Annotated in this window: 16 protein-coding genes; 6 read left to right on the top strand and 10 right to left on the bottom strand. The window is 62.0% G+C overall.

Features of this window, described 5'->3' with window-relative positions; translation table 11 throughout:
* Nucleotides 1–14 precede the first annotated feature (14 nt).
* Nucleotides 15–1,031, bottom strand: a complete 1,017-nt coding sequence (locus IAE77_RS08275) for a hypothetical protein (protein ID WP_294224575.1) — start codon at nucleotides 1,029–1,031, stop codon at nucleotides 15–17.
* 87 nt (nucleotides 1,032–1,118) lie between these two features.
* Here IAE77_RS08275 and IAE77_RS08270 point away from each other — a divergent pair, with 87 nt between their 5' ends.
* Together IAE77_RS08270 and IAE77_RS08265 are read left to right on the top strand one after the other, a co-directional pair.
* On the top strand, nucleotides 1,119–1,814 hold the full coding sequence (locus tag IAE77_RS08270; protein ID WP_294224571.1) for a zinc metallopeptidase: 696 nt from the start codon (nucleotides 1,119–1,121) through the stop codon (nucleotides 1,812–1,814).
* 232 nt (nucleotides 1,815–2,046) lie between these two features.
* Complete coding sequence (locus IAE77_RS08265; RefSeq protein ID WP_294224569.1) at nucleotides 2,047–2,754, top strand: prolyl oligopeptidase family serine peptidase; 708 nt, start codon at nucleotides 2,047–2,049, stop codon at nucleotides 2,752–2,754.
* A 191-nt stretch (nucleotides 2,755–2,945) separates the two neighbouring features.
* Here the strand turns inward: IAE77_RS08265 and IAE77_RS08260 are convergent, their stop codons facing one another.
* From IAE77_RS08260 to IAE77_RS08250, 3 genes are all read right to left on the bottom strand, one after another.
* Nucleotides 2,946–4,418, bottom strand: coding sequence for a hypothetical protein (locus IAE77_RS08260; protein WP_294224566.1), 1,473 nt, complete (start codon nucleotides 4,416–4,418; stop codon nucleotides 2,946–2,948).
* Nucleotides 4,419–4,564: 146 nt separating this feature from the next.
* Nucleotides 4,565–4,696 (bottom strand): hypothetical protein, encoded by a 132-nt coding sequence (locus IAE77_RS08255; protein WP_294224563.1) that lies wholly within the window; start codon nucleotides 4,694–4,696, stop codon nucleotides 4,565–4,567.
* Nucleotides 4,697–4,718: 22 nt separating this feature from the next.
* On the bottom strand, nucleotides 4,719–6,137 hold the full coding sequence (locus IAE77_RS08250; RefSeq protein ID WP_294224561.1) for a GDSL-type esterase/lipase family protein: 1,419 nt from the start codon (nucleotides 6,135–6,137) through the stop codon (nucleotides 4,719–4,721).
* A gap of 124 nt (nucleotides 6,138–6,261) precedes the next feature.
* Between IAE77_RS08250 and IAE77_RS08245 the strand changes: the two genes are divergently transcribed.
* Both IAE77_RS08245 and IAE77_RS08240 read left to right on the top strand, forming a co-directional pair.
* The gene (locus IAE77_RS08245; RefSeq protein ID WP_294224557.1) at nucleotides 6,262–9,492 is read left to right on the top strand and encodes a PSD1 and planctomycete cytochrome C domain-containing protein; all 3,231 of its coding nucleotides are present in this window, start codon (nucleotides 6,262–6,264) and stop codon (nucleotides 9,490–9,492) included.
* The gene (locus IAE77_RS08240; RefSeq protein WP_294224554.1) at nucleotides 9,489–10,925 is read left to right on the top strand and encodes a DUF1501 domain-containing protein; all 1,437 of its coding nucleotides are present in this window, start codon (nucleotides 9,489–9,491) and stop codon (nucleotides 10,923–10,925) included. The genes IAE77_RS08245 and IAE77_RS08240 overlap by 4 nt, the downstream gene beginning before the upstream one ends.
* Before the next feature lie 17 nt (nucleotides 10,926–10,942).
* Here the strand turns inward: IAE77_RS08240 and IAE77_RS08235 are convergent, their stop codons facing one another.
* From IAE77_RS08235 to deoC, 4 genes are all read right to left on the bottom strand, one after another.
* Complete coding sequence (locus IAE77_RS08235) at nucleotides 10,943–11,917, bottom strand: magnesium transporter CorA family protein (protein ID WP_294224551.1); 975 nt, start codon at nucleotides 11,915–11,917, stop codon at nucleotides 10,943–10,945.
* Nucleotides 11,918–12,213: 296 nt separating this feature from the next.
* Nucleotides 12,214–12,558: a rhodanese-like domain-containing protein gene (locus tag IAE77_RS08230; protein ID WP_294224549.1), complete on the bottom strand. Its 345-nt coding sequence runs from the start codon at nucleotides 12,556–12,558 to the stop codon at nucleotides 12,214–12,216.
* Between the two features lie 12 nt (nucleotides 12,559–12,570).
* Nucleotides 12,571–13,185, bottom strand: coding sequence for a L,D-transpeptidase family protein (locus IAE77_RS08225; protein ID WP_294224547.1), 615 nt, complete (start codon nucleotides 13,183–13,185; stop codon nucleotides 12,571–12,573).
* Nucleotides 13,186–13,514: 329 nt separating this feature from the next.
* Nucleotides 13,515–14,453 carry a deoxyribose-phosphate aldolase gene (deoC, locus tag IAE77_RS08220; protein ID WP_294224545.1) on the bottom strand — a complete coding sequence of 313 codons (939 nt, stop codon included), beginning with the start codon at nucleotides 14,451–14,453 and terminating at the stop codon, nucleotides 13,515–13,517.
* 91 nt (nucleotides 14,454–14,544) lie between these two features.
* On the opposite strand from deoC, the gene IAE77_RS08215 reads away from it, so the two are divergent.
* Nucleotides 14,545–15,816, top strand: a complete 1,272-nt coding sequence (locus tag IAE77_RS08215; protein WP_294224543.1) for a Glu/Leu/Phe/Val dehydrogenase — start codon at nucleotides 14,545–14,547, stop codon at nucleotides 15,814–15,816.
* A 34-nt stretch (nucleotides 15,817–15,850) separates the two neighbouring features.
* Complete coding sequence (locus IAE77_RS08210; protein WP_294224542.1) at nucleotides 15,851–16,459, top strand: Uma2 family endonuclease; 609 nt, start codon at nucleotides 15,851–15,853, stop codon at nucleotides 16,457–16,459.
* 6 nt (nucleotides 16,460–16,465) lie between these two features.
* Here the strand turns inward: IAE77_RS08210 and IAE77_RS08205 are convergent, their stop codons facing one another.
* On the bottom strand, nucleotides 16,466–18,268 hold the full coding sequence (locus tag IAE77_RS08205; protein WP_294224540.1) for a suppressor of fused domain protein: 1,803 nt from the start codon (nucleotides 18,266–18,268) through the stop codon (nucleotides 16,466–16,468).
* Nucleotides 18,269–18,289: 21 nt separating this feature from the next.
* On the bottom strand, nucleotides 18,290–20,305 hold the full coding sequence (locus IAE77_RS08200) for a helicase C-terminal domain-containing protein (RefSeq protein WP_294224538.1): 2,016 nt from the start codon (nucleotides 20,303–20,305) through the stop codon (nucleotides 18,290–18,292).
* Nucleotides 20,306–20,529 lie beyond the last annotated feature (224 nt).

Genomic DNA, 20,529 nt, shown 5'->3' with positions numbered 1-20,529 from the left:
GCTCGAAGTTGCAGCTACTTCACGCACTCGAGCTTCAGCAGCGGAGCTGCGGGCGAGGCAAATTGTGCGACGTAGAGATTGCCTGTCGCGTCCGCCGCCACGCCATGCGGATGGATGAAGGTTTTGCCATCGCTCTTCATCAGCTGCAGCACGCCGTCTTGATACACCGCGGCGGGTGCGCCGATGTTCGACACGATCTTCCACTGCGAATCGACGATGGAGATGAAGCCGGGCGAGTTTTTGTCCTTCGGCCACTGATCACCGAGATGCGGGATGATCGTGAAGGCACCGAACGGCACGATGTCGCGCGGATTGCCGCCGGGAAACGGCCGCTGATCGATGAAATGGCCCTCGGGTGTGAAGCGGCGGATCTCCTGCTGGTCACTCATGCCGATGACGACTCGCGGCGTGCCATCGCGATCATCAAAGGCGCCGCCATGCGGCCCCCAGTGCTTCAACTGGTCGCGTGGATCGCCGATGTTCCCGCCCCACGAGCGCACCAGTGTCCCATCCGCCCGGTAATGGAAGATGTAGTCCTTCCCGTAGCCGTCGAACACGGCGAACTCGCCATTCGGAAAGTGAATCGTCTTTGAAGGGCGATACTCCTTCGCATCGGCATGCAGCTTCGCCTTTTCCGGCCAGGGAAACACCGCCAGCTCCTCGCCATCCAGCGTCAGCTTGCGCACCTCATGCAGTTGCGTGTCGGTGATGAAGAGCACCTCGCGTCCGCCTTCCTTCACCAGGCTCATGCCATGCGCTCCCGGCATGCGGGCCGTCCAGTGCTTGATCAAGGCGCCGCTCTTCGCATCCAGGATGACCACGTTGTTCCGCGCATCGTCCGTGAGAAACAGCAGCCGGCCTTGCGAGTCGATCACCACCGCGTGGCCGTTCTTCACGCTCACCTGCTTCAGCGCCTCGCGTCCCCAGTCTGGCACCACACGGTAGCGAAACTCGCCCTGGCCGAGGATCTCCTCGGCAGCCAAGGCGGAACTCAGGAGGCTGATGGCGAGCAATGCGATGGAGCGGATCATGCCGCCATCCAATCATGCGCCCGGAGGACACGCAAGAACGCCGAACACACGATTTGCCTGCCCGCGTAATGCTGCGAGGGTGAAATCATGCCCTTCATCCTTCTCGGCATCGTTTTGTTCGCTGGCATGGCCCTCGCCCGCTGGGCGCAGGGCAGGCATGCCTCGATGATGGCGAAGGGTTCACGGGCAAACGCCCCCACCGCGCACAACGGCGCGGAGATCGCCCTGCTCTTCCTCCAATCCGAGGGCGTGGAGGACGTGCAGGTCGTCGAGCACAACGCGCTGGTCACCGATTACTTCGATCCCGTCCGCCGCCGCCTCTTTCTGCACAGCAGCATCGCCCAGGGCACCACGTTGAGCGCCTGGGCCGTCGCCTTGCATGAAGCCGGGCACGCCTTGCAGACTGGCGACAGCCTCGGCGAACTCAAATGGAGGCAAAGCTGCATCCGCATGAGCCGCTATCTGCCCACAGTCGCCGTTCTGCTCATCACCGGGCTCACCTTGTTTCGCGTGCTGGTGCCGCGCATGGCCATCCTGATCACCGCAGGCGTCCTGCTGATCCTCCTGTTGCTGAATCTCGGCAGCGTTCCGACCGAACTGAACGCCAACAAGCGCCTCCGCCGCTTCCTCGAAGATCATCTGCAAAATCACGGCCAGGCGCACAGCCGCCTGAACGAACTGCTCTTCTGCATGGCCATCCGCGAGGTGGGCGATCTCTTCAGCTCCCCACGCTACTTCTTCCTCAGCGCCCTGCCCGGCACGGGAAAATCACGGCCGGGCTGAACGTAGGCCGGATGTGTTCGGCGCATTGAGCCTCACCAGCACGAGAGGCGTGTTCGCCGAACTATCCGGCTGCTTTGGAGGACGTTGCGAATACGCCCAGAGCCGGATAGTTGGGCGACGACCCATCAGAACGAAGCGGCACTATTTCCGCCCAACACATCCGCCCTACGACGCGACCAGCACGTCGCTCGCCTGCGCTGCAAGGGTCCCTCCCACCTCGCGTTATGCTCGCATGGTCAAAACGTCCTTCCTTTTCCTCGCCGCAGCCACCCTCGCCCTCGCCGACACGCAGACGCCGCAGAACTTCAGCGGCGATTTCGTCATCAAGGTCAATTACAGCTACCTGCTGAGCAAGCCGGAGGGCTACGAGGCCGATGCGAAGAAGAAATGGCCGCTCGTCATCTTTCTGCATGGCAGTGGCGAGCGTGGCAGCGATCTGGAGCAGCTCAAGAAGCACGGCCCGCCGAAACTCATCGCCGCCGGCGAGAAACTCCCCGCCGTGATCGCCAGTTTGCAGTGCCCGAAAAATGAACTGTGGAATCCGCACGGGGTGAAGGCCGTCACCGATCATCTCATCAAGACGGAGCGCATCGACACCAGCCGCGTTTACCTCACCGGCCTCAGCATGGGCGGCTTCGGCACCTGGGAGACCGCGTTTGAGTATCCGGAGACCTACGCCGCCATCGCACCTGTCTGCGGCGGTGCCGGTGTGCGCTGGGTCACGGCCGAGCGCCTCAAATCCATGCCGTGCTGGATCTTCCACGGCGACAAAGACGGCGCGGTGCCTGTCGAAAACAGCCAGAAGATCTTCGACGCGCTGAAGAAGATCAACGCACCGGTCAAACTCACCATCTATCCCGGCGTCGGCCACGACTCGTGGACACAGACGTATGCGAACCCCGAGTTCTGGGAGTGGCTCTTCGCGCAGAAGCGCGGTTGAGCATCGCTTGAACGTTTTTTTTGTGACCTCCCGCCGCTGATCCGGTAGAAGCGGGCATGCCGACAGCCGTGCTCCCGCAAACTTTCAAGACCACCCGCTGGAGCCTCGTCCAGCAGGCGAACGGCGGCATTGATGAAGAGGCGCTCCAGGCGCTGTCCGCGTTGTGCGAGTCCTACTGGTCACCTCCCCCCCTAATTCCCGTCTTCATTCTCGGGGGACGGCAAACTTTGCGTCACACGGCCTTCGGCATCGCACACGCTGATGACGCCGCCTTGAGGGAGGGCGGCGGCGATCACGCCCTTACTGCCAGTATTGTTGAGAACGAGCGAGGCCGCCTCCTGATGCACGCCCATGATGATGCGCTGAAAACCCAGGTCGTTGTTGATCATGAGCCGGCCGCCATGATCGGTGCCATCCAACGTCATCAACTGCGTGCCATCCCGGGCGCTGATGGAAAGCACGCCGCTCATCGGCCCTCCAGACAGGGAGGCGATCCCACCCTGCACCTCTTGAGAACCGTAGGCACAAACCACGCCGCCATGCTCCGTCTGCCCCGCCATGACCAGCGGCACCTTGTTCTGCCGCATCATCAGCATGGGCTTCTCCTCGTAGATCCCCGCAGTGATTTCCGTGTCCGGGTTTTCCGGAGACGAAACACGCAGCAGCGCGGCGTCTTTGTTTGCCACAATGCGCACGCAGCCGTGGGCAGCGGAGCCGGACATGGCGAGGCTGGAATGACTGTCTGAGTAGTGGCTCAAAGCGACGCCAGCTTTGCCATGGACGTCCAGAAGCTGAAGGACCGCCCCGTCCTGTTTCGCAGAAATGTCCACGCGGTTCGTGCCATCACATTCATTCAGCGTGATCGAGCTGCCGGTGGCGCCCGCCATCAGGGCGGCTTCCGCCTGCTTGTCGCCGACCATGCCTTGATTCACGGACACCCGGGCCAGGTCATCACCTGCCATCAGACTGACCGTGGTGCCGTCCTGCTTGCCTCGCAGAATCATCGCTGGGCCGCCCTTTCGTGCCGTCATGACCGCCGTGCCCGTTTGATCGGGTGTGCCGGTAAAGACCATGCCGCCACCGTCATCGGACCGCAGTTTCAGTGTGGTTTGTCCATTGGCCCGCGCAAAGATCAGCTCCGTCGCCGACGCGTCTTCCTCGCCTGGATTCGGGCCACTCCCGCTGTGAATCAACACCCCGCGCGCCCTTCCATCTGGCTGCAGCACGGCCATCATGCCGCCGCCCGGACGAGCGCGCATCACCGCACCTGCGGCATTGTCTGGCCCCAGCACGGCCAGTGTCCCATGATCTCGCTCACAGAAGAGGTTGGCCCGCATTTGGCCGTCCTCGCCAGTCAGCTTCACCTGGGGCTCGCCTTCGTCATTCATGCCCACCCAAACGGCGCGACGGTGCTCCCCTTCGGGGCGGTTGATCCAAATCATGCCGCCCATCTCGCTATAGCCGATGTGCACGGCCGTGCGCTCATGTTCCGGGCCTTGTGTCACATTCAGGCGCGCGCAGCGAATGTGGGCAAACCAGTTCCCGTCCTCCTTTTCGTGGATGGTCACCACCCTCCCGATCTTCTCCAGCTTCGCTTTCATGGCATCCATGTCAGTGCGCATGGCCTCCATCGCTTCCTTCAACTGCTGCAAGTCATCGTTCATGGCGTCAGGTGGTTGTCGAGATGGATCATATCCATCCGGGCGGGATCAGTGCAAGCACCGACCTGCTGGACACAAAATGCCGCGAGCGCTGCGTCTTCCGAGAGCCCCCTCTCCGCCTGCATGACATGAGCGGTCGAAGACGCTCTTCACTTCGCCTGCGGCATCACGCGATAGGCCTCATACATGAAGTAGGCGGGGTCGGCGTAGCCGCGGTGGATGGCGTGGGCTGTGAGGCACGCAGCACCAAGGCTGGCGTGAAAGAGCTCGCGGCGTTTCATGGGGCGCGACAGGTGCGGCAGATCACTCGCCCATCAGGCGCTTCACCGTGGGCTCGATGGCCTCCGCCCAGATGCGATAGCCTTTTTCGTTCGGGTGGAGGTAGTCGGGCATGATGTCCTTGGTGATCCGTCCGTCAGGCGTGAGAAACTTCGGCCCGATGTCTAGGAAGGTCACATGGTGGGAGCCGTCGAGCTTGGCGATGATCTGGTTCACCTGGGCGATCTTCTCGCGCTGTGGGTTCGGCTTTTCACCGCGTGGGAAAATGCCCAGCAGCAGGATCTTTGACGCGGGCAGGCGATTCTCCAGCTCCAGCACGATGGCCTCGATGCCGCCGGCGATGTCGGCCGCGGAGCAGGTGCCTTTGTGGTTCGGGCCCATGTTGCCGGTGTTGTTCGTGCCGATCATCATGACGATGAGTTTTGGCGAGATGCCGTCCACCGCTCCGTGCTGGAGCCGCCAGAGCACGTTTTCGGTCTTGTCCCAGCCGAAGCCGAGGTTCCCGGCGTTTCGCGGCGCATAGAACTCGTCCCAGGTGTTTGTGCCACGCAGCGCGTAGCTGTCGAATTGCTCGCCACCGAAGAAATGCGTGATGGAGTCGCCGATGAAGAGGATCTGCGGCTTCGCACGCTTCACCGCGGCGCTGGTGAGCTCGTGGCGCTTTTCCCAGTCATACTGCGGCCAGCTACGATCCTGCGTGACCGGGACGCGCGTGCTGGGAAGTGGCTCACGTCCGGCCACGGGGTCCAAGGTGACCTCGGCGATGCTGCTGACTGCCCGACGGTCCGTGGTGAAGGAGGCCGCCATCAGATGACCGCCACTGCCCAGGTCGATCGGTGCCAGGTAGGGGTTTGATTTGGCCACCGGGGGCGTGTCATCCAGCGTGTAGAGGATGACGGTCCCCGGTTCGCTGGAGCTCAGAGTCACCGTGCCGTCCGCAGACGTGCGGATCGCCGGCGGAGCGGGCACCACCGTGGTTTGCGCCTGAAGAAGGCTGCCGACAGTGAAAAGGGAGAGCAGGAGGTGGTGGTTCATGAGCGTGAGGCTAACGAGCAGGCCGCGGATTGTCCATGCGAGCGTGCGGATCCAGTTCGTGAGGATGAGACGACGCACAAGGCGGCTGTCCTGGCCGCTCTTCAGGCGGGTGTGGATAGGGGCCTGCACCAAGGCGGTCGAGAGCCAGATCACAGGGATCAATCCGGCCCCCAGGAGAAAGACGGCCGAGCCTTCGCTGTGGCAAAGAAGCCACGCCCCTGTGCCAGCCTCCAGCAGCATCAGCGGCACGACGATGAGCCCGATCCGGAAGCAGTGCCGGAAATGGTAGGCCGGAAAGTCCGCCTCCTGGATCCCGAGGAACTGCGGATACACGACGAGCTGCACCATCCAGATCAGCCCGACAAGCATCCAGGTCGCCGCGAGGTGGAGGGTGAAGAAAGTGTTCATGACAGGTGCCAGGGGAGGAAGGCAGGCCGACATCTTCCGCTGGATGCGGTTTTTTCAATCCCGCATCGCTCAGACGACGATGGAGTCACCCCTTCACGGGCGTACTTCAAACTCTGCCTGTCGCATGATCCCGTCCCGCGCCTCATCCGCCCTCCGCCAGCTCCTCACGCGAGGATGGCCGGCGTTTGCCCTGGCCGCGGCGCCTGCGTTGGCCGCGGACTATGAGAAGGACATCAAGCCGCTGCTCAAAGAGCGCTGCTACGCCTGTCACGGTGCCTTGAAGCAAAAAGGCGGACTGCGCCTCGACACGGTCGCGACCCTCAAACAAGGCGGTGACAGCGGTGACGCCACCCATCTGCTCATTGACCGTGTGACGACGGCGAAAAAGGCCGATCGCATGCCGCCGGAGGGCGAGGGTGCCACCTTGAACGCGGATCAGGTGTTGAAGCTGCGTGCCTGGCTCGATGCAGGCGCTCCATCGCCGTCCCAGGAACAACCCGAGGCCGATCCGCGTGCCCATTGGGCCTACCAACCGCCGAAATCGTCCGGGAAGTCGATGAATGCGCTGCTGGCGGCACGTCTCGCGTCGAAGAACCTCAAGCCGCAGCCCGATGCCACGCCGGAGATCTGGCTGCGCCGCGTGTATCTCGATCTCATCGGCCTGCCGCCGACGGCGGAGCAGATTGCGGCGTTTTTGAGCGAATGCAGCGGAGACAATGAGACACGGAGACCGTCAGACAAGGAGAGGCCGGCCATCTCCCTGTCTCCCCATCTCACGGTCTCATTGTCTTCTCCCGCCGCACAGAAAGCCTGCGCAACCGTGGTCGATCACCTCCTCGGCACCCCGCAATACGGCGAGCGCTGGGCACGGCACTTCATGGACATCTGGCGTTACTGCGACTGGTATGGCCTCGGCGCGCAGCTTCGTCATTCGCAGAAGCACCTCTGGCACTGGCGTGACTGGATCGTGGAGTCACTCAACACCGACAAAGGCTACGACCAGATGATCGTGCAGATGCTCGCGGCGGATGAACTCGCGCCGGACGATCGCGACAACCTGCGCGCCACCGGCTTCCTCGCCCGCAGCTACTACCTCTTCAACCGCACCACCTGGCTCGACGAAACGATCGAGCACACCTGCCGCGCGTTCCTCGGCCTGACGATGCAGTGCGTGAAATGCCACGACCACAAATACGATCCCATCGACCAGCCCGACTACTACCGCATGCGCGCCATCTTTGAGCCGATGCACGTGCGCCTCGATCCGTGGCCCGGGGAGACCAACTTCGAGAAGAACGGCCTGCCGCGCGCCTTTGACCTGCATCTCGACCAGAAAACCTTCCGCCACGTGCGCGGCGACGAGAAGAACGAGGACAAATCGAAGCCGATGCAGCCCGGCATCCCGCCCGTGCTCGAATTCGCCGCGTTCCAGCCCGCCAAGGTGGCTTTGCCCGCTTCGACGGCCAAACCGCTGCTCCTTGCCTTCGTTCTCGATGACCAACTCAAGGCCGCGGAGCGCGAAATCGCCGCAGCGCAGAAGACGCTGGACGATGCGAAGACCAAACTCGCCAAATCGCCGCCCGCCGCGCCAAAAACAGCCGTCGCCGCCAAGGTCAGCCTCACGGACGACTTCACGCAGCCAGCGCCCGATCGCTGGCAGGTCGTCAAAGGCGACTGGCAGCACTCTCCGAACGGTGTGCGGCAACGCGAGACCGGTGCGGAGCGTCGCGTGCTGCAGCTCAAAACGGCTGCACCGGCCGATTTCGACGCCACGGTGAGCTTCACCATCCGCGGTGGCCAGAAGTGGAAATCCGTCGGCCTCGTCTTCGACAGCGCGAATGGCGAGGATGCGATGGTTTACATGAGCGCCGCCAGTGGCGCCTCGAAGATCCAGCTCACAACGAGCAAGGACGGCAAATCGACTTATCCAGCCGGCGGAGCCGTCGCACGGCTGATCCAGCAGGACGTGCGCCACACGCTCAATGTGCGCATTCGTGGCCAGCTTCTGAATGCCAGCATCAATGGCGAGCACGTTCTGGCCTATCGCCTCACGCAGCCGCGCCGGGCCGGAGCAATGGCGCTCGCGGCTTTCGACTGCGATGTCGAGTTCCACCGCTTCCAGCTCGCGAATCTCGATGCAGACGCCGTTCTGCGCGAGGCAGGCACCGGTCAACTCGCCTCAACGGGCGATGTGAAGAAGGCCGTCGCTCTCGCTGAGAAGCAACTCGCCGCCGCCAAGGCTCGCGTGCCGATGATTCGTGCCGTTTTTGCCGCGGAGAAGGCCAGGAACGACAAAAAGCTCGCCCAAGCCGCCGCAGCGGCCGATGCGGAGTACCAACTGGCGCAGGCTGAACTCGAGCTCGCCAAAGCCGAGGCCGATCCGAAGGCCAAGGACGCCGACAAGAAGCTCAAAACCGCACGCGAAGCCTTGGAAAAGGCCAGGCAGAAGGTCGCAGCGCCCGGAGAGACTTACACCTCGCTGCCAGCGAGTTTGAAGGCCCAGGAAGGGCCTGAGGAGAGCAACAACGCGACGGTGCAATCGTATCCTGACAGCAGCACCGGCCGCAGGCTGGCTTTTGCACGGTGGGTCGCGGACAAACGCAATCCACTCACGGCGCGCGTGCTCGTCAACCAGGTGTGGACGCGGCATTTCGGCACGTCGCTCGTGGCCAATGCCGATGATTTCGGGCTGCGCAGCCCTGCGCCGTTGCATCGGGACATCCTCGACAGCTTGACCGTCAATTTCATGGCCAATGGCTGGAGCCTGAAGCACCTGCACCGCGCCATGGTGCTGTCGGAACTGTATCGGCGCAGTTCCTCGAACGCGAACGCCGATGCCGCCACCGCTGCCGACGATCCTGACAACTTTTACCTCTGGCGCATGAACCCGCGCCGCATGGAAAGCCAGGTGGTCCGGGACAGCCTGCTGCACCTCGCCAGCAAGCTCGATCTTTCCCTTGGCGGACCGAGCCTCGATCCCGACAAGGCAGAGTCCAGCCCGCGGCGCTCACTCTACTTCATCCAGACCACCGACACGGAGCACCGCTTTCTCGCCACCTTTGACAACAGCAACGTCCTCGAATGCTACCGTCGCAATGAGAGCGTCGTGCCGCAGCAAGCGCTCGCGCTGACTAACAGCAAGCTCAGCCGCGAATGCGCCGACGCGCTGGCCGCAAAGATGAGCCGGCTGGACGAGAAGGCCTTCATTGAGCAAAGCTTCCTCGCCATCCTCAACCGGCTGCCGACCGATGCCGAGCGCGTGGCGAGTTTGGAGGGTTTCACCGCGTTGAAACAGAACCGCAGCCTGTTTTTGCAGGCCCTGCTCAGTCACAACGACTTCGTCACTTTGCGATGAACCTCACAAACCAGCAGAGCCCCTTCCTCCGCCGCGATATCCTCGGCGGACTGGGAAGCATCGCCGTCACGGCGATGCTGGCGCGTGATTTGCGTGGCGAGGAGGCATGGCAGCCGCCGGACGGACTGCCGATGATGCCGCAGCGGGCGAAGCGGGTGATCTGGCTGTTCATGCGCGGCGGCGTGAGCCACATGGAGAGCTTCGACCCGAAACCGGCGATCAACCAGTATGCGGGCAAGTCGATCGGCGAGACGCCCTTTTCCAGCGTGCAGGATCCCGAGAAGCTCAAGAAGGTGCGCGTGGTGGTGGTGAACGACGCCAACGGCAAGCAGCGCAACACGATCTACCCGCTGCAGACCGGCTGGAAGAAATACGGGCAGTGCGGGATGGAGGTCAGCGACTGGTTTCCGCACATCGGCTCCTGCGCGGATGAGATCGCCTTCATCCGCAGCATGTGGACGACGGATGACAATCACGGCGCGCAGGTGCAATTCCACAGCGGCCGGCACATGCTGGAGCCCCGCGTGCCGACGATCGGTGCCTGGGCGACGTATGGTCTGGGCTCGATGACGGACAATCTGCCGTCCTTCATCAACATGGGGCCGCGCTATTTCGATGTGCGGGACGGACACTACCTCGGCCCGGCCTACGACGCGGTGAACTTGAAGGTCGATCCGAAGAATCCGCTCACCTTTGCCGCGCCGGAGTTTCAAATTGGCAAAAGCGAGCAGGCGGCGCAGTTTGATCTCATTCACCGTCTGAACACGCTCACTGCGGAGCAGTATCCCGGCGACAAGACGCTGGCCGCGCGCATGAAAAGCTACCAGCTCGCCTTCAACATGCAGACTGCCGTGCCGGAGACGATGAATCTCGACAGCGAGAGCGCCGAGACGAAGAAGCTCTACGGCCTCGATGACAAGGTGACCGAACCTTTTGCCCGACAGCTCATCGTCGCGCGTCGTCTCGCCGAGCGCGGGGTGCGTTTCATCCAGCTCCAGCATGGCGATGGTGCTGCCGGCGCGTGGGATTCGCACTCGGGCCTGAAAAAGAACCATTCCATGCTCGCGCAGCAGGTGGACAAGCCGATCTCAGGCCTGCTGAAGGATCTCAAGCAGCGTGGCCTGCTAGACGACACGCTGGTGGTCTTCGCCACGGAGTTCGGCCGCACGCCGGGATCGCAAGGCGCGGACGGTCGCGACCATCATCCGTATGGTTTCAGCGTGTGGATGGCGGGCGGCGGTGTGAAAGGCGGCACGATCCACGGCGCGACAGATGAACTCGGCTTCCACGCGGTGGAGCACCCGCACTACGTCACCGATGTGCATGCGACGATCCTGCATCAACTGGGTCTCGACCCGCACAAACTCGAAGTACCTGGCCGCAAGCGGCTGGAGCGTGATTTTGGGCACGTGATCCGCGAGATCCTCACCTGATGCGCACCAGCGGCGGCTCACAGAAGCCGTTTGCGCTTGAAGAACCAGATCGGCAGCACGGCGGAGAGGACGATCACCAGCATGACGAACACAAAGGCCCAGCGGTTTTCGGCGGCGGGGAGGCCGACGTTCATGCCGTAGATGCTGGCGATGAGCGTGGGCGGCATGAAGAGCACGCTGGCGACGGTGAAGATCTTGATGATCTGGTTCTGCTGGATGTTGATGAGGCCGAGCGTGGACTCCAGCAGGAAGGTCATCTCCTGCGTCTGCTGGTTGGTGTAGTCATCGAGGCTCTTGATGTCCCGCATGACGCTGCGGAACTGCGCGGCCAGATCACCGCGCATCCAGGTGGCGGCGTTGTTGAGGAAGTACTGCAGCATGCGGCTGAGGCTGAGCAAACTCTCGCGCAAATTGGCGACGAGGGCGCTGCGGCGGCCGAGGAGTTTCACGACATCGCTGAGGTCCTTTTCCACGCCCGCGTGCGCCTTGTGCGGGTCGAGATTGAAGATGTCGCGGCAGATTTTTTTCATGTCGCCCTCGACGCTCTGCAAGGCGTCGGCGATGCGGGCGACGATGAGTTCCAGCAGAGTGAGGAAGACGGCGTCGCTGCTCAGAGGCGTGCTGCATTGCCTCCGCACCTGGTCGGCGAGCACGCGGAAGGCCATGGGATCCGCGTAGCGCACGGTGGTGAGGCAGTCTGGCGCGATGACGAAGGACATGGAGGTGTTCTCCGGGTCCGGCGTGTCGAGACCGACGGGAATCCACGCCGTCATGTAGAGCGCACCCTTCTCCATGTAGAGTCGGCTGGACTCCTCGATCTCCTGCATCTCCTCCCGCGTGGGGAGCTGGTATTCGAGCCACTTTTCCGCCTCCAGTTCCTCGCCACGGCCGGGGTTCAGCAGGTCGAGATAGACAAGATTGTCCGGGAACGGATGCGTCTTTTCATCGTTCCAATCGATGAGCTGTCCTTGCTGGGTGAGGAGGCGAACCATGCTGGCGTTTGGGGGGCAGGGACGATAGTTCGCCACGGAGAGCCGCGCTAGAACAAAGAGCCGCGGAGCGGTGGATTGTTGGGCGAGGATGGCAGGGGCCGTGGACGACTGGATTGATGGATTATTGGATCGTGGGCAGTGGCTGGACCGTGAGTGGAAACGAGCAACAAAGACATCTCATCAAGTCCAGGGGATTGAATGGCCATCGCTGGAGCGATGATCGCCACGCCGGGCCATCCATCCAATAATCCATCCGTCCAACACTCCATCCGTCCACGCTCGCGACGGGGTCGCCGTCAATAACGCGGCATTTCGGGATCGACGAGATCCGCCCAGGCATCAATTCCACCGCGCATGCTTTGCGCGTGGATGAATCCGTACTCGCGCAGCCACTGCGCGGCACGAAGGCTGCGCATGCCGTGGTGGCAGTAGATGATGAGGTGCTCCTGCGTGTTCGGGAAGGCCTGGGGAGCCAGTTCGCCGAAGCGGGACAGCGGGACGAGTTGCGCTTCCGGCAGGCGGCACACCTGCCACTCGCTCTCCTCACGACAATCAATGATGCGGCAGGTGCGCGGGCCGGGCCGGCCGAGGAGGTAGGACACGTCCGTGGGACTGATCTCGATCGGCGTGTCCGGGGTCATACGTTCAGGATTTCACGGACGCACGGTGACGGGCGTGCCTTTAACGACGTTGTGGTAAAAAATGGCCGCCATGTGGCCAGGCATGCGCACGCAGCCATGAGAAGCTGGGTAGCCTGGAAGAAAGCCCTCATGCATGCCGATGCCGCCGGTGAACCGCATGAAGTGATGCATTTTCGAGCCCTCGAAGCGAGTTCCGGCCGGGGGCTTGTCCTTGGTGATGTCAATGTTGGCGACGACCACGTTTCCGACACCATCGACAAAGTCACCGTAGAGGTTGGATTTATGCCATTGGTCTTTTTCGATAATCTTGAAGCTGCCTGTCTTGGTCGGGTGCTTCTCGTCGCCCGTGGACAGCGCCGAGACGCCCACCAGGGAGCCGCTTTTGTAGAAATAGGCCTTCTGGTCGCTGAGGTCGATGGTAATGCTCGGGAAGCCGCCCACGCCGTCGCCGTCCCAGTAGGAGACCTGGTCGGCATTGTACATCGCCGAATGCGGGACGCTGCCGGGATCGAAGGCTTCGAGGTACTGCGTCTGGCCGCGGCTGGCGGTGTTCTGGCAGGAGGCCAGCAGCGCCAATGCGGCAGGAAGAAGGAGGCGGATGATTTTCGAGGGCTCCAGATGGCTCATGCTAGGGGATTACGGACGCTTTTCTCGCCGCGATACATGCCTTTTCCGGGGCATCTGTCCAGCGTCAATCCATCGGTTGGGAGACGGACACTCACTACGCGTCCTTTTGGGTCCTGGGCGAAGGGTGCCAGCTTGTCGCCGCTGCTGGCCAGGTTTATGGCAGCTTGGACGGCGGCGATAACCTTTTTGACCTCCGAGGCCATGTCGATCTCACGTCGATTTTCAGGCCCAGGTTTCTGCGCTGGAATATAAGGACCTTGAGGCATCGGCAAGTTAGATTCGAACCCGGGGGCGAATCTTCGCGATCAGTTTCGACACTCCCTCGACGATTAATACCCCTCCGTCGCCTCGCTGAAGTTCCATGGGGCCTGATAAGCGCCGGTGCGTTCCTTTTCGAGCTGGCGGACGAGATCGTTCAGCAAGGCGGAGGCGCCGAAGCGGTAGCGGCGGTTGTTCAGCCATTCGTCGCCAAGGGTTTCTTTGACGGCGATGAGGAACTGCAGCGCCTGCTTCGCGGTGCGGATGCCGCCAGCGGGTTTCATGGCGATCGGCACGCCCGTGGCCAGGTAGTGATCGCGGATGGCCTCAATCATGACCTGATTGTTGCCGAGCGTGGCATTTGAGGACGTTTTGCCCGTGCTGGTCTTGATGAAGTCGCCCGGACGAATGACCCGCATCGCCAGGAAGCTCGCGGCACGGATGTTGTCGTAGGTTTCGAGTTCGCTGACTTCGAGAATGACCTTGAGCGTCGTTTTGCCGCAAGCCTCGACCACGGCGGCGATTTCGTCCTGCATGCGGCCGAATTCGCCGGCGAGAAACGCGCCGCGATTGATCACCATGTCGATTTCGTCGGCACCGTCGTTCACGGCGGCCTGAACCTCAGCGAGGCGTGTTTTGAGCGGAGCCTGGCCGGATGGAAATGCCGTCGCGACGGAGGCGATCTTCACGCTTGTTCCGCCGACGTGCTTCTTGGCGTGCTTCACCATCGCTGGATAAACGCAGACCGCGGCAGTTTGCGGGATGTCGCCTTGATCATGCGGACAAAGCGCCTTCTGACAGAGGGAAGCAACCTTGCCGGGTGTGTCTTTGCCTTCGAGCGTGGTCAAATCGACCATCGACACGGCGAGACGCAGACCGAAGACCTTCGACTTCTTCTTGAGGCTGCGAGTGGTGTACTTCGCCACGCGTTCCTCGATGCCCACATGGTCGACGGTGCCGATCTCATCAAACAGGTGGCGGAGGCTGGCGGGCGCTTTGGCGGCGGACATGGGCGCGATGTTGCTTGGCGTCAGGCGGCGCTGTCAAGATGCCAATTTTAGCGTGTGGCAAAAATCCGCCCTGCGACGTAATTCCATCACCATGAGCGCTTCCGTCCCGCAAGTCTATGACACGCCCGTCTTCCGCATGGCCTGCCAGCAGTTTGATCTGGTGGCCGACTTTCTCGAAATCCCCGATTCAGCCCGGGATCGCCTCAAATACCCAAAACGCAGCGTCAGTGTCGCCATGCCGGTGCGGCGGGATGATGGCAGCGTGACCACCTTCATGGGGTATCGCGTGCAGCATCACCTCACGCTCGGCCCGACGAAAGGCGGCGTGCGTTTCCATCCGGATGTGACGCTCGGCGAAGTCGCCGCGCTGGCGATGTGGATGAGCTGGAAGTGCGCCCTGACCGGCCTGCCGTATGGTGGTGCGAAAGGCGGTGTGGCAGTGAATCCGCGCGAGCTTTCCATCGGCGAACTGGAGCGCGTGACACGGCGTTACACACAGGAACTGATTCCGTTCATCGGACCGCAGACCGACATTCCAGCTCCTGACATGGGCACGAACGAGCAGACGATGGCGTGGATGATGGACACGTATTCGCTGCAAAGCGGTCACTGCGTGCCGGCGGTGGTCACCGGGAAACCGGTGAGCCTCGGTGGATCGCTCGGACGCCGCGAGGCCACCGGACGTGGCGTCGCCTATCTCGTTTCGCGTGCCATGGACACACTCGGCATCCCTGCCAGCGGAGCGACGGCAGTTGTTCAGGGATATGGCAACGTCGGCGGCATCGCAGCGGCCACGATGGCACGACAGGGCATCAAGATCATCGCCATCAGCGACGCATTCGGCGGCCTCTACAACGCCAACGGCATCGACCTCGCCAAACTGGACGCACATGTCGCCAAAACACGCAGCGTGGTTGGATTTGATGGAGCGGAGGCGATCACGAATGAGCAACTGCTCGTCACGCCTTGCGACATTCTCGTGCCAGCGGCCTTGGAGCGGCAGATCACGGTCGAAAACGCCGCGAAAATCCAATGTCGCATCCTGGCCGAGGGCGCGAACGGCCCCACGACGCCTGAAGCGGACGAGATCATCGCCAAGCGACCGGAGATTTTCGTGATTCCCGACATTCTCTGCAATGCCGGCGGCGTGATCGTCTCCTACTTCGAATGGGTGCAGGATCTGCAGAGCTTCTTCTGGGACGAGGGCGAGGTGATGAGCAAGCTTTATCGCATCCTGGAGACCTCCTTCATGCAGACCGTGAACTTCGCGAAGAAACGCAAGGTCGGCATGCGCTTCGCCGCCCTCAGCCTCGGCATCCAGCGCGTGCATGAGGCGAAGGCGATCCGCGGTTTGTTTCCGTGATTGGCAAAACGTCGGTTCACAGCTAAAATTCATCATGCCTGCTGTCGTTGACCCACCCCGCCGCAAGCGTTCTTCGCCGCCGGAACTGGCTCCACCCCACGATCATCTGACAGTCGTGTGGGACACCACATGGCAGTTCTACCTCCAGCTTGATGCCAAGCTGGAAGGCTCCAGCTCACGCGTCAGCTATTTGAAAGGAAGGCTCGACATCATGACGCTCTCGATTGATCACGAACGCATCAAAGGAAACCTGTCGCATCTGATTGCGTCGCACTGCCTGGACGAAGGCGTTGAATTCGCCACGCAAGGAAGCGCCACACTGCGCATTCCACGGGATCGAGGCAAAGAGCCGGACGACAGCTTTGTATTCGGTGAATTGAAGAAAACACGGCCTGACATGGTGCTGGAGGTTGTCATCACCAGCGGCTCCATCGACAAGCTGGAGTTCTACGCGCCATTCCGCATTCCCGAAGTCTGGGTGTGGGAGAGTTCCGGGTTGAGGGTGTTCGTTCTCGACGGTGGTCGTTACAAGAAGGCGAAGAAGAGCAAGCTGCTGCCGAAGTTCGACATCGCGCTGGCGGGGACATTGGCGACCTGCCACAGCACCTCGCAGGCGGTGCGGGAGTTTCGCAAGGGACGGTAGGCCGGCTCAGATCACGCTTTTCCTGCCGACATCCAGCAACTCGGTGATCTTCGCGTTTTCCAGTCGCTGCATGAGCGCATCCGCTCCGTGTTTGAGTTTGAAATCCATCTCGCGCGTGGTCAGGGGCATGAGGGCATGAAAGTGGATCTTTTTCAGGGGCGGCACGATGAGCTCATGGAATTCCACGCTCGTCGTCAGTGGCGGAACCAGCATGAATCCGATGAGGGAGGTGTTGTCTGCCAGCGGCTGAGGCGGGTCGCCGTTTGGGATTGTGTGGGCCACGCTGAGCCATGTCTCATACTCGTGTGGGAATCGCGCGAGCTTTTTGAGCCAGCGCAGCGGCCAGTAGTTGTTCTCATCCTTGAATGCCTCGTCTGTGAGCGGCCAGTCGGGCGGCAAGCAGATCATCAACTCTGAAAAGCGCCAGTCCCCGGCTCCTTCCGGGGTATTCATCGCCTGATCGCTCATGCCGCTGGTGACCAGCGTATAGTAGGGACGCTCCGGGCGTGGCGGGACGACATGAATGTCGATATGCACGATGTCGGACAAGATTTCGTGCCACACCGTTTCGATTGCGCCGATGTGCTCGGTCACATGGTCGTCGATGGCCTGAAGGTTCGACTCGCTCATGTCCGGCGGGGCAAATGGCGACGCGGCACGCGGTTTGTGCCGGTAAATGGTGCTCCCGCCGTCCGTCACCGCGCTGGCACGTTCCTCATGCGAGGGCTGACGAGCCCGGCGCAGCCAGATGAGTTCACCATCAAACATTTCGCCATCCGACACGATGATCAGATCCATCTGTCCGGACTCGGCATCGTGCCAACGGGCCGTGAGAACGCCAGCCTCGATGGTGAACCACCCTTCTCGCTCCTGGGAGGAGGCGTCGTGGGAGTCGGGCGCCTCGCCGTTCAGCAAAGGTTGCAATGTGATGACCAGTCTGCAGCGACCATCCGCTTCAAAATGCCACTCGTGGCGCATGAGCAAGGACACGAGAGGTGAGTTCTCATCATCAGGTATTTCGTGTTCAAACTCACCTGCCCACTCACCGGAGATCGACTCGGCTGTTGCTTCCAACCAAGGTTCGGGCGGACCATCGCGCTTGATCGCTCCGAGCCAGGCTTTTTGTTGAGAGATGCGCTCTTTCGAAAAGCCTCGCAGCACCATGCGTTCCTTCACGCGTTGCTCCCATGGAATGCGAAGATCAGAAGGCCAGAAGCCAGCCGGAATAATCAGCACGTCATGAACCTTGTCCGCGAGCACGAGCAGCGGCACGAATCGACCGCCGAGGGCCTTTTCAGGCAGGAAGGGTCGATGCGCCCAGAAACTGGACACATGGCACTGCAGTTCATGACTCATCGAAGGCGGAACGACGAGTCCAAAGGCGCGATCCGTCTCCTGCCGCAGGTGCTCGATGATGTTTTGCTGATCGTCCGGGAATGCCGCGATGTCGTCCTTGGACATCTTGGCGGCATACAACGTCTCCGCAATCTGTGGCAGCGCTTCCATGGCGTCATCATCGGTGGCTGAAAGCGAATAAACGACATCGCCGGGCAGATCGTCTTCCCCAGGCATGTAGAGCCCGCTGTTTGCCATGACAATGTAGCCCCAGACGATACGGCCGCCCCGCCAGATGTCTTTCTGCCGGAGCAGCGTGTCGATCATCGGTTCCTGCTCGGGAGTCAGTCCGCGCAGGGCCGGCGGGATCGGAAACACGCGTCCGCCCCAGCCAAAGCCCATGAAGCCGATGCGTCGCGGCTCCTGGCCGAGTTTCTGGCGGATGGAATCGAGGTCCGATTGCATGGTGCTCATGGTGGCGCGGTTTTCGCGACTCTACAGCACCTCCGTCGGGCATTCCGGTAGCGAAGACAGAAACGCCCGGCCATACGGCTTGGTGAGAATGCGGTTGTCGAGGATGGCGCAGATGCCTTTGTCGGTGGCGGTGCGGATGAGGCGGCCGACGCCTTGACGCAGTTTGAGGATGGCCTCGGGCACGCTGTATTCGGTGAACGGGTTGAGACCCTGCTCCTCAAGGTGTTCGATGCGTGAGGCGGTGAGCGGATGATCCGGCACGGCGAAGGGCAAACGCGTGATGATCACGTTGCTCAGCGACTCGCCGGGCACATCGACACCGGTCCAGAAGCTGTCCGTGCCGCAGAGCACGCTGTGGGTGTCGTTCTTGAACTCGGCGAGCATTTGATGACGCGGCATGCCGCGGCCTTGCACCAGCAGACGCCAGCCGCGCTGGTTGCAATGCGCCTCCAGTTTGTCCGCCAGGGAGGTCATCTGGCTGTAACTGGTGAAGAGGACGAAGGCGCGGCCGCTGCTGAGGTCGATGAAATGCGTGATCCAGTGCTCAAGCTGGTCGAGGTAGCCCGGATCGGACGGCTGCGGCATTTTCTTGAGCAGATAGAGCTTCATCTGCCGCTTGAAGTCGAATGGACTCTCGATGCAGGCGGCGTTGGCATCCTCGGCGCCGACCCGGTTGCGGAAGTAGTTCAGCTCCTCGTCATGACCGACGCCGAGCGTGGCACTGGTGAAGATGCAGGCCTTGTGGCTGGCGAAAAAGATCTGCCGCAGACGGGGCGCGACATCGACCGGCGCGGTGTGAAAGCTGATGGTGCGATGATCCATGCCGGTGCGCTCCACCCAGTGCACGTGATCCTCGTTTTCCTGGTCCAGGAAGGCCTTCAGGCCGACACGAATGGACGTGAGGCGCTTGGCCAGGTCGTGCAGCTCAAGTTTGGTGCCTTCCTTGTGCGCCGCGTCGCCAGCCTTGAGCGCACGTTGGGCCAGACGTTGCAGCGGCAGGGAAAGCGAGTCTTCGACGAGTCCGGCTTCGCGGACGCGGAACTCGCGGCCGACGTTGTTGAACTTGCAGCTCGCCTCGGCGGCGCGGAAAAACGTGTCCACGACCTCAAGCGTCTGCAAAACCTCGCGCACGCCGTCCTTGTCGCCCACGAGCTGGAAGAAGCCCTTGCGCGTCTTCGGGTTGTGCAGGCGGCCGAGCTCGAATTTGAGATTCGATTCGCTGATGTGGAGGCCGAAGGCACGCGCGGCGACGTTTTCGATGGTGTGCGCCTCGTCCAGGATCACGAAGTCGCGTGGAAAGAGGAAGTTGCAGTCATCGGTGCCCGTCTCGTCGGCGGAGGCAAGAAGCGTGAAGAACAGCGTGTGATTGAGCACGATGACATCCGCGGCCTCCATGCGCCGGCGGGTGTCCTGATACCAGCAACGGCTTCCAGGCGGGCAGCGACGTGGCGTGCAGGCATGCGGTTCGCTGCACACGAGCGACCAGACGCGTGCGCTGGGGCTGAAATCGAGATCGCTGAGCGTCCCATCCTCGGTTTCGGCCACCCAGTCGAGCAGCAGCTTGAGTTCGGACGCCTCGGAGGTCGAAAAGAGATCGCCGGACTCATTGAGCGCCCGTTTGAGGCGGGTGGGGCAGAGGTAGTTGCCGCGACCTTTGAGAATCTCCGCGTGGAAGGGGCCGACGATCTGTTTGACGATGGGGATGTCCTTCGAGATGAGCTGCTCCTGCAGATTGATCGTGTGCGTGCAGATGATCGCCTTGCGCCGCTGCTCCAGCGCAAAAGTCACCGCAGGAACGAGGTAGGCGAGCGATTTGCCGACGCCTGTCGCCGCCTCGCACACCAGCGCTTGATTGCCATCCAGCGCCGCTCCGACCAGCTCCGCCATGCGCTGCTGCTGCGGGCGATACTCGAACTGCGGCGACTCGGACAGCTTTCCGTCTTCAGAAAAAGCGATGCGCATGCGCGGACCGAGCGGCGGATGGCTCCGGCGCGGCGCGTGGCTGCCTTCTTCATGGTCTTCGGCGACGTAAAACATGCGAGGGCGCTGATAGCAGAGAGCAAAGGGCGCAGGGCAACGGAGTTTTTCGCGTTTTGATTGGTCCGGTTGGAAACCTCTCCAAACGAGTTCCAAGTCAGTGATTTGCCATTTGCGATGCCTGCATCATGCTTGGCATGTTTTTTAGACAATGAGTGTTGAACTGAGCCGCTGCGCGGAGGGTGCGTGAGGGGAGTTTGGATGGGGAGTACGCTGGGGGGCTA

The sequence above is a fragment of the Prosthecobacter sp. genome (assembly GCF_014879935.1).
Lineage (GTDB): Bacteria > Verrucomicrobiota > Verrucomicrobiia > Verrucomicrobiales > Verrucomicrobiaceae > Prosthecobacter.
The sequence above is the reverse complement of the archived record's forward strand: the minus strand, read 5'-3'. Positions and strand labels throughout refer to the sequence as shown.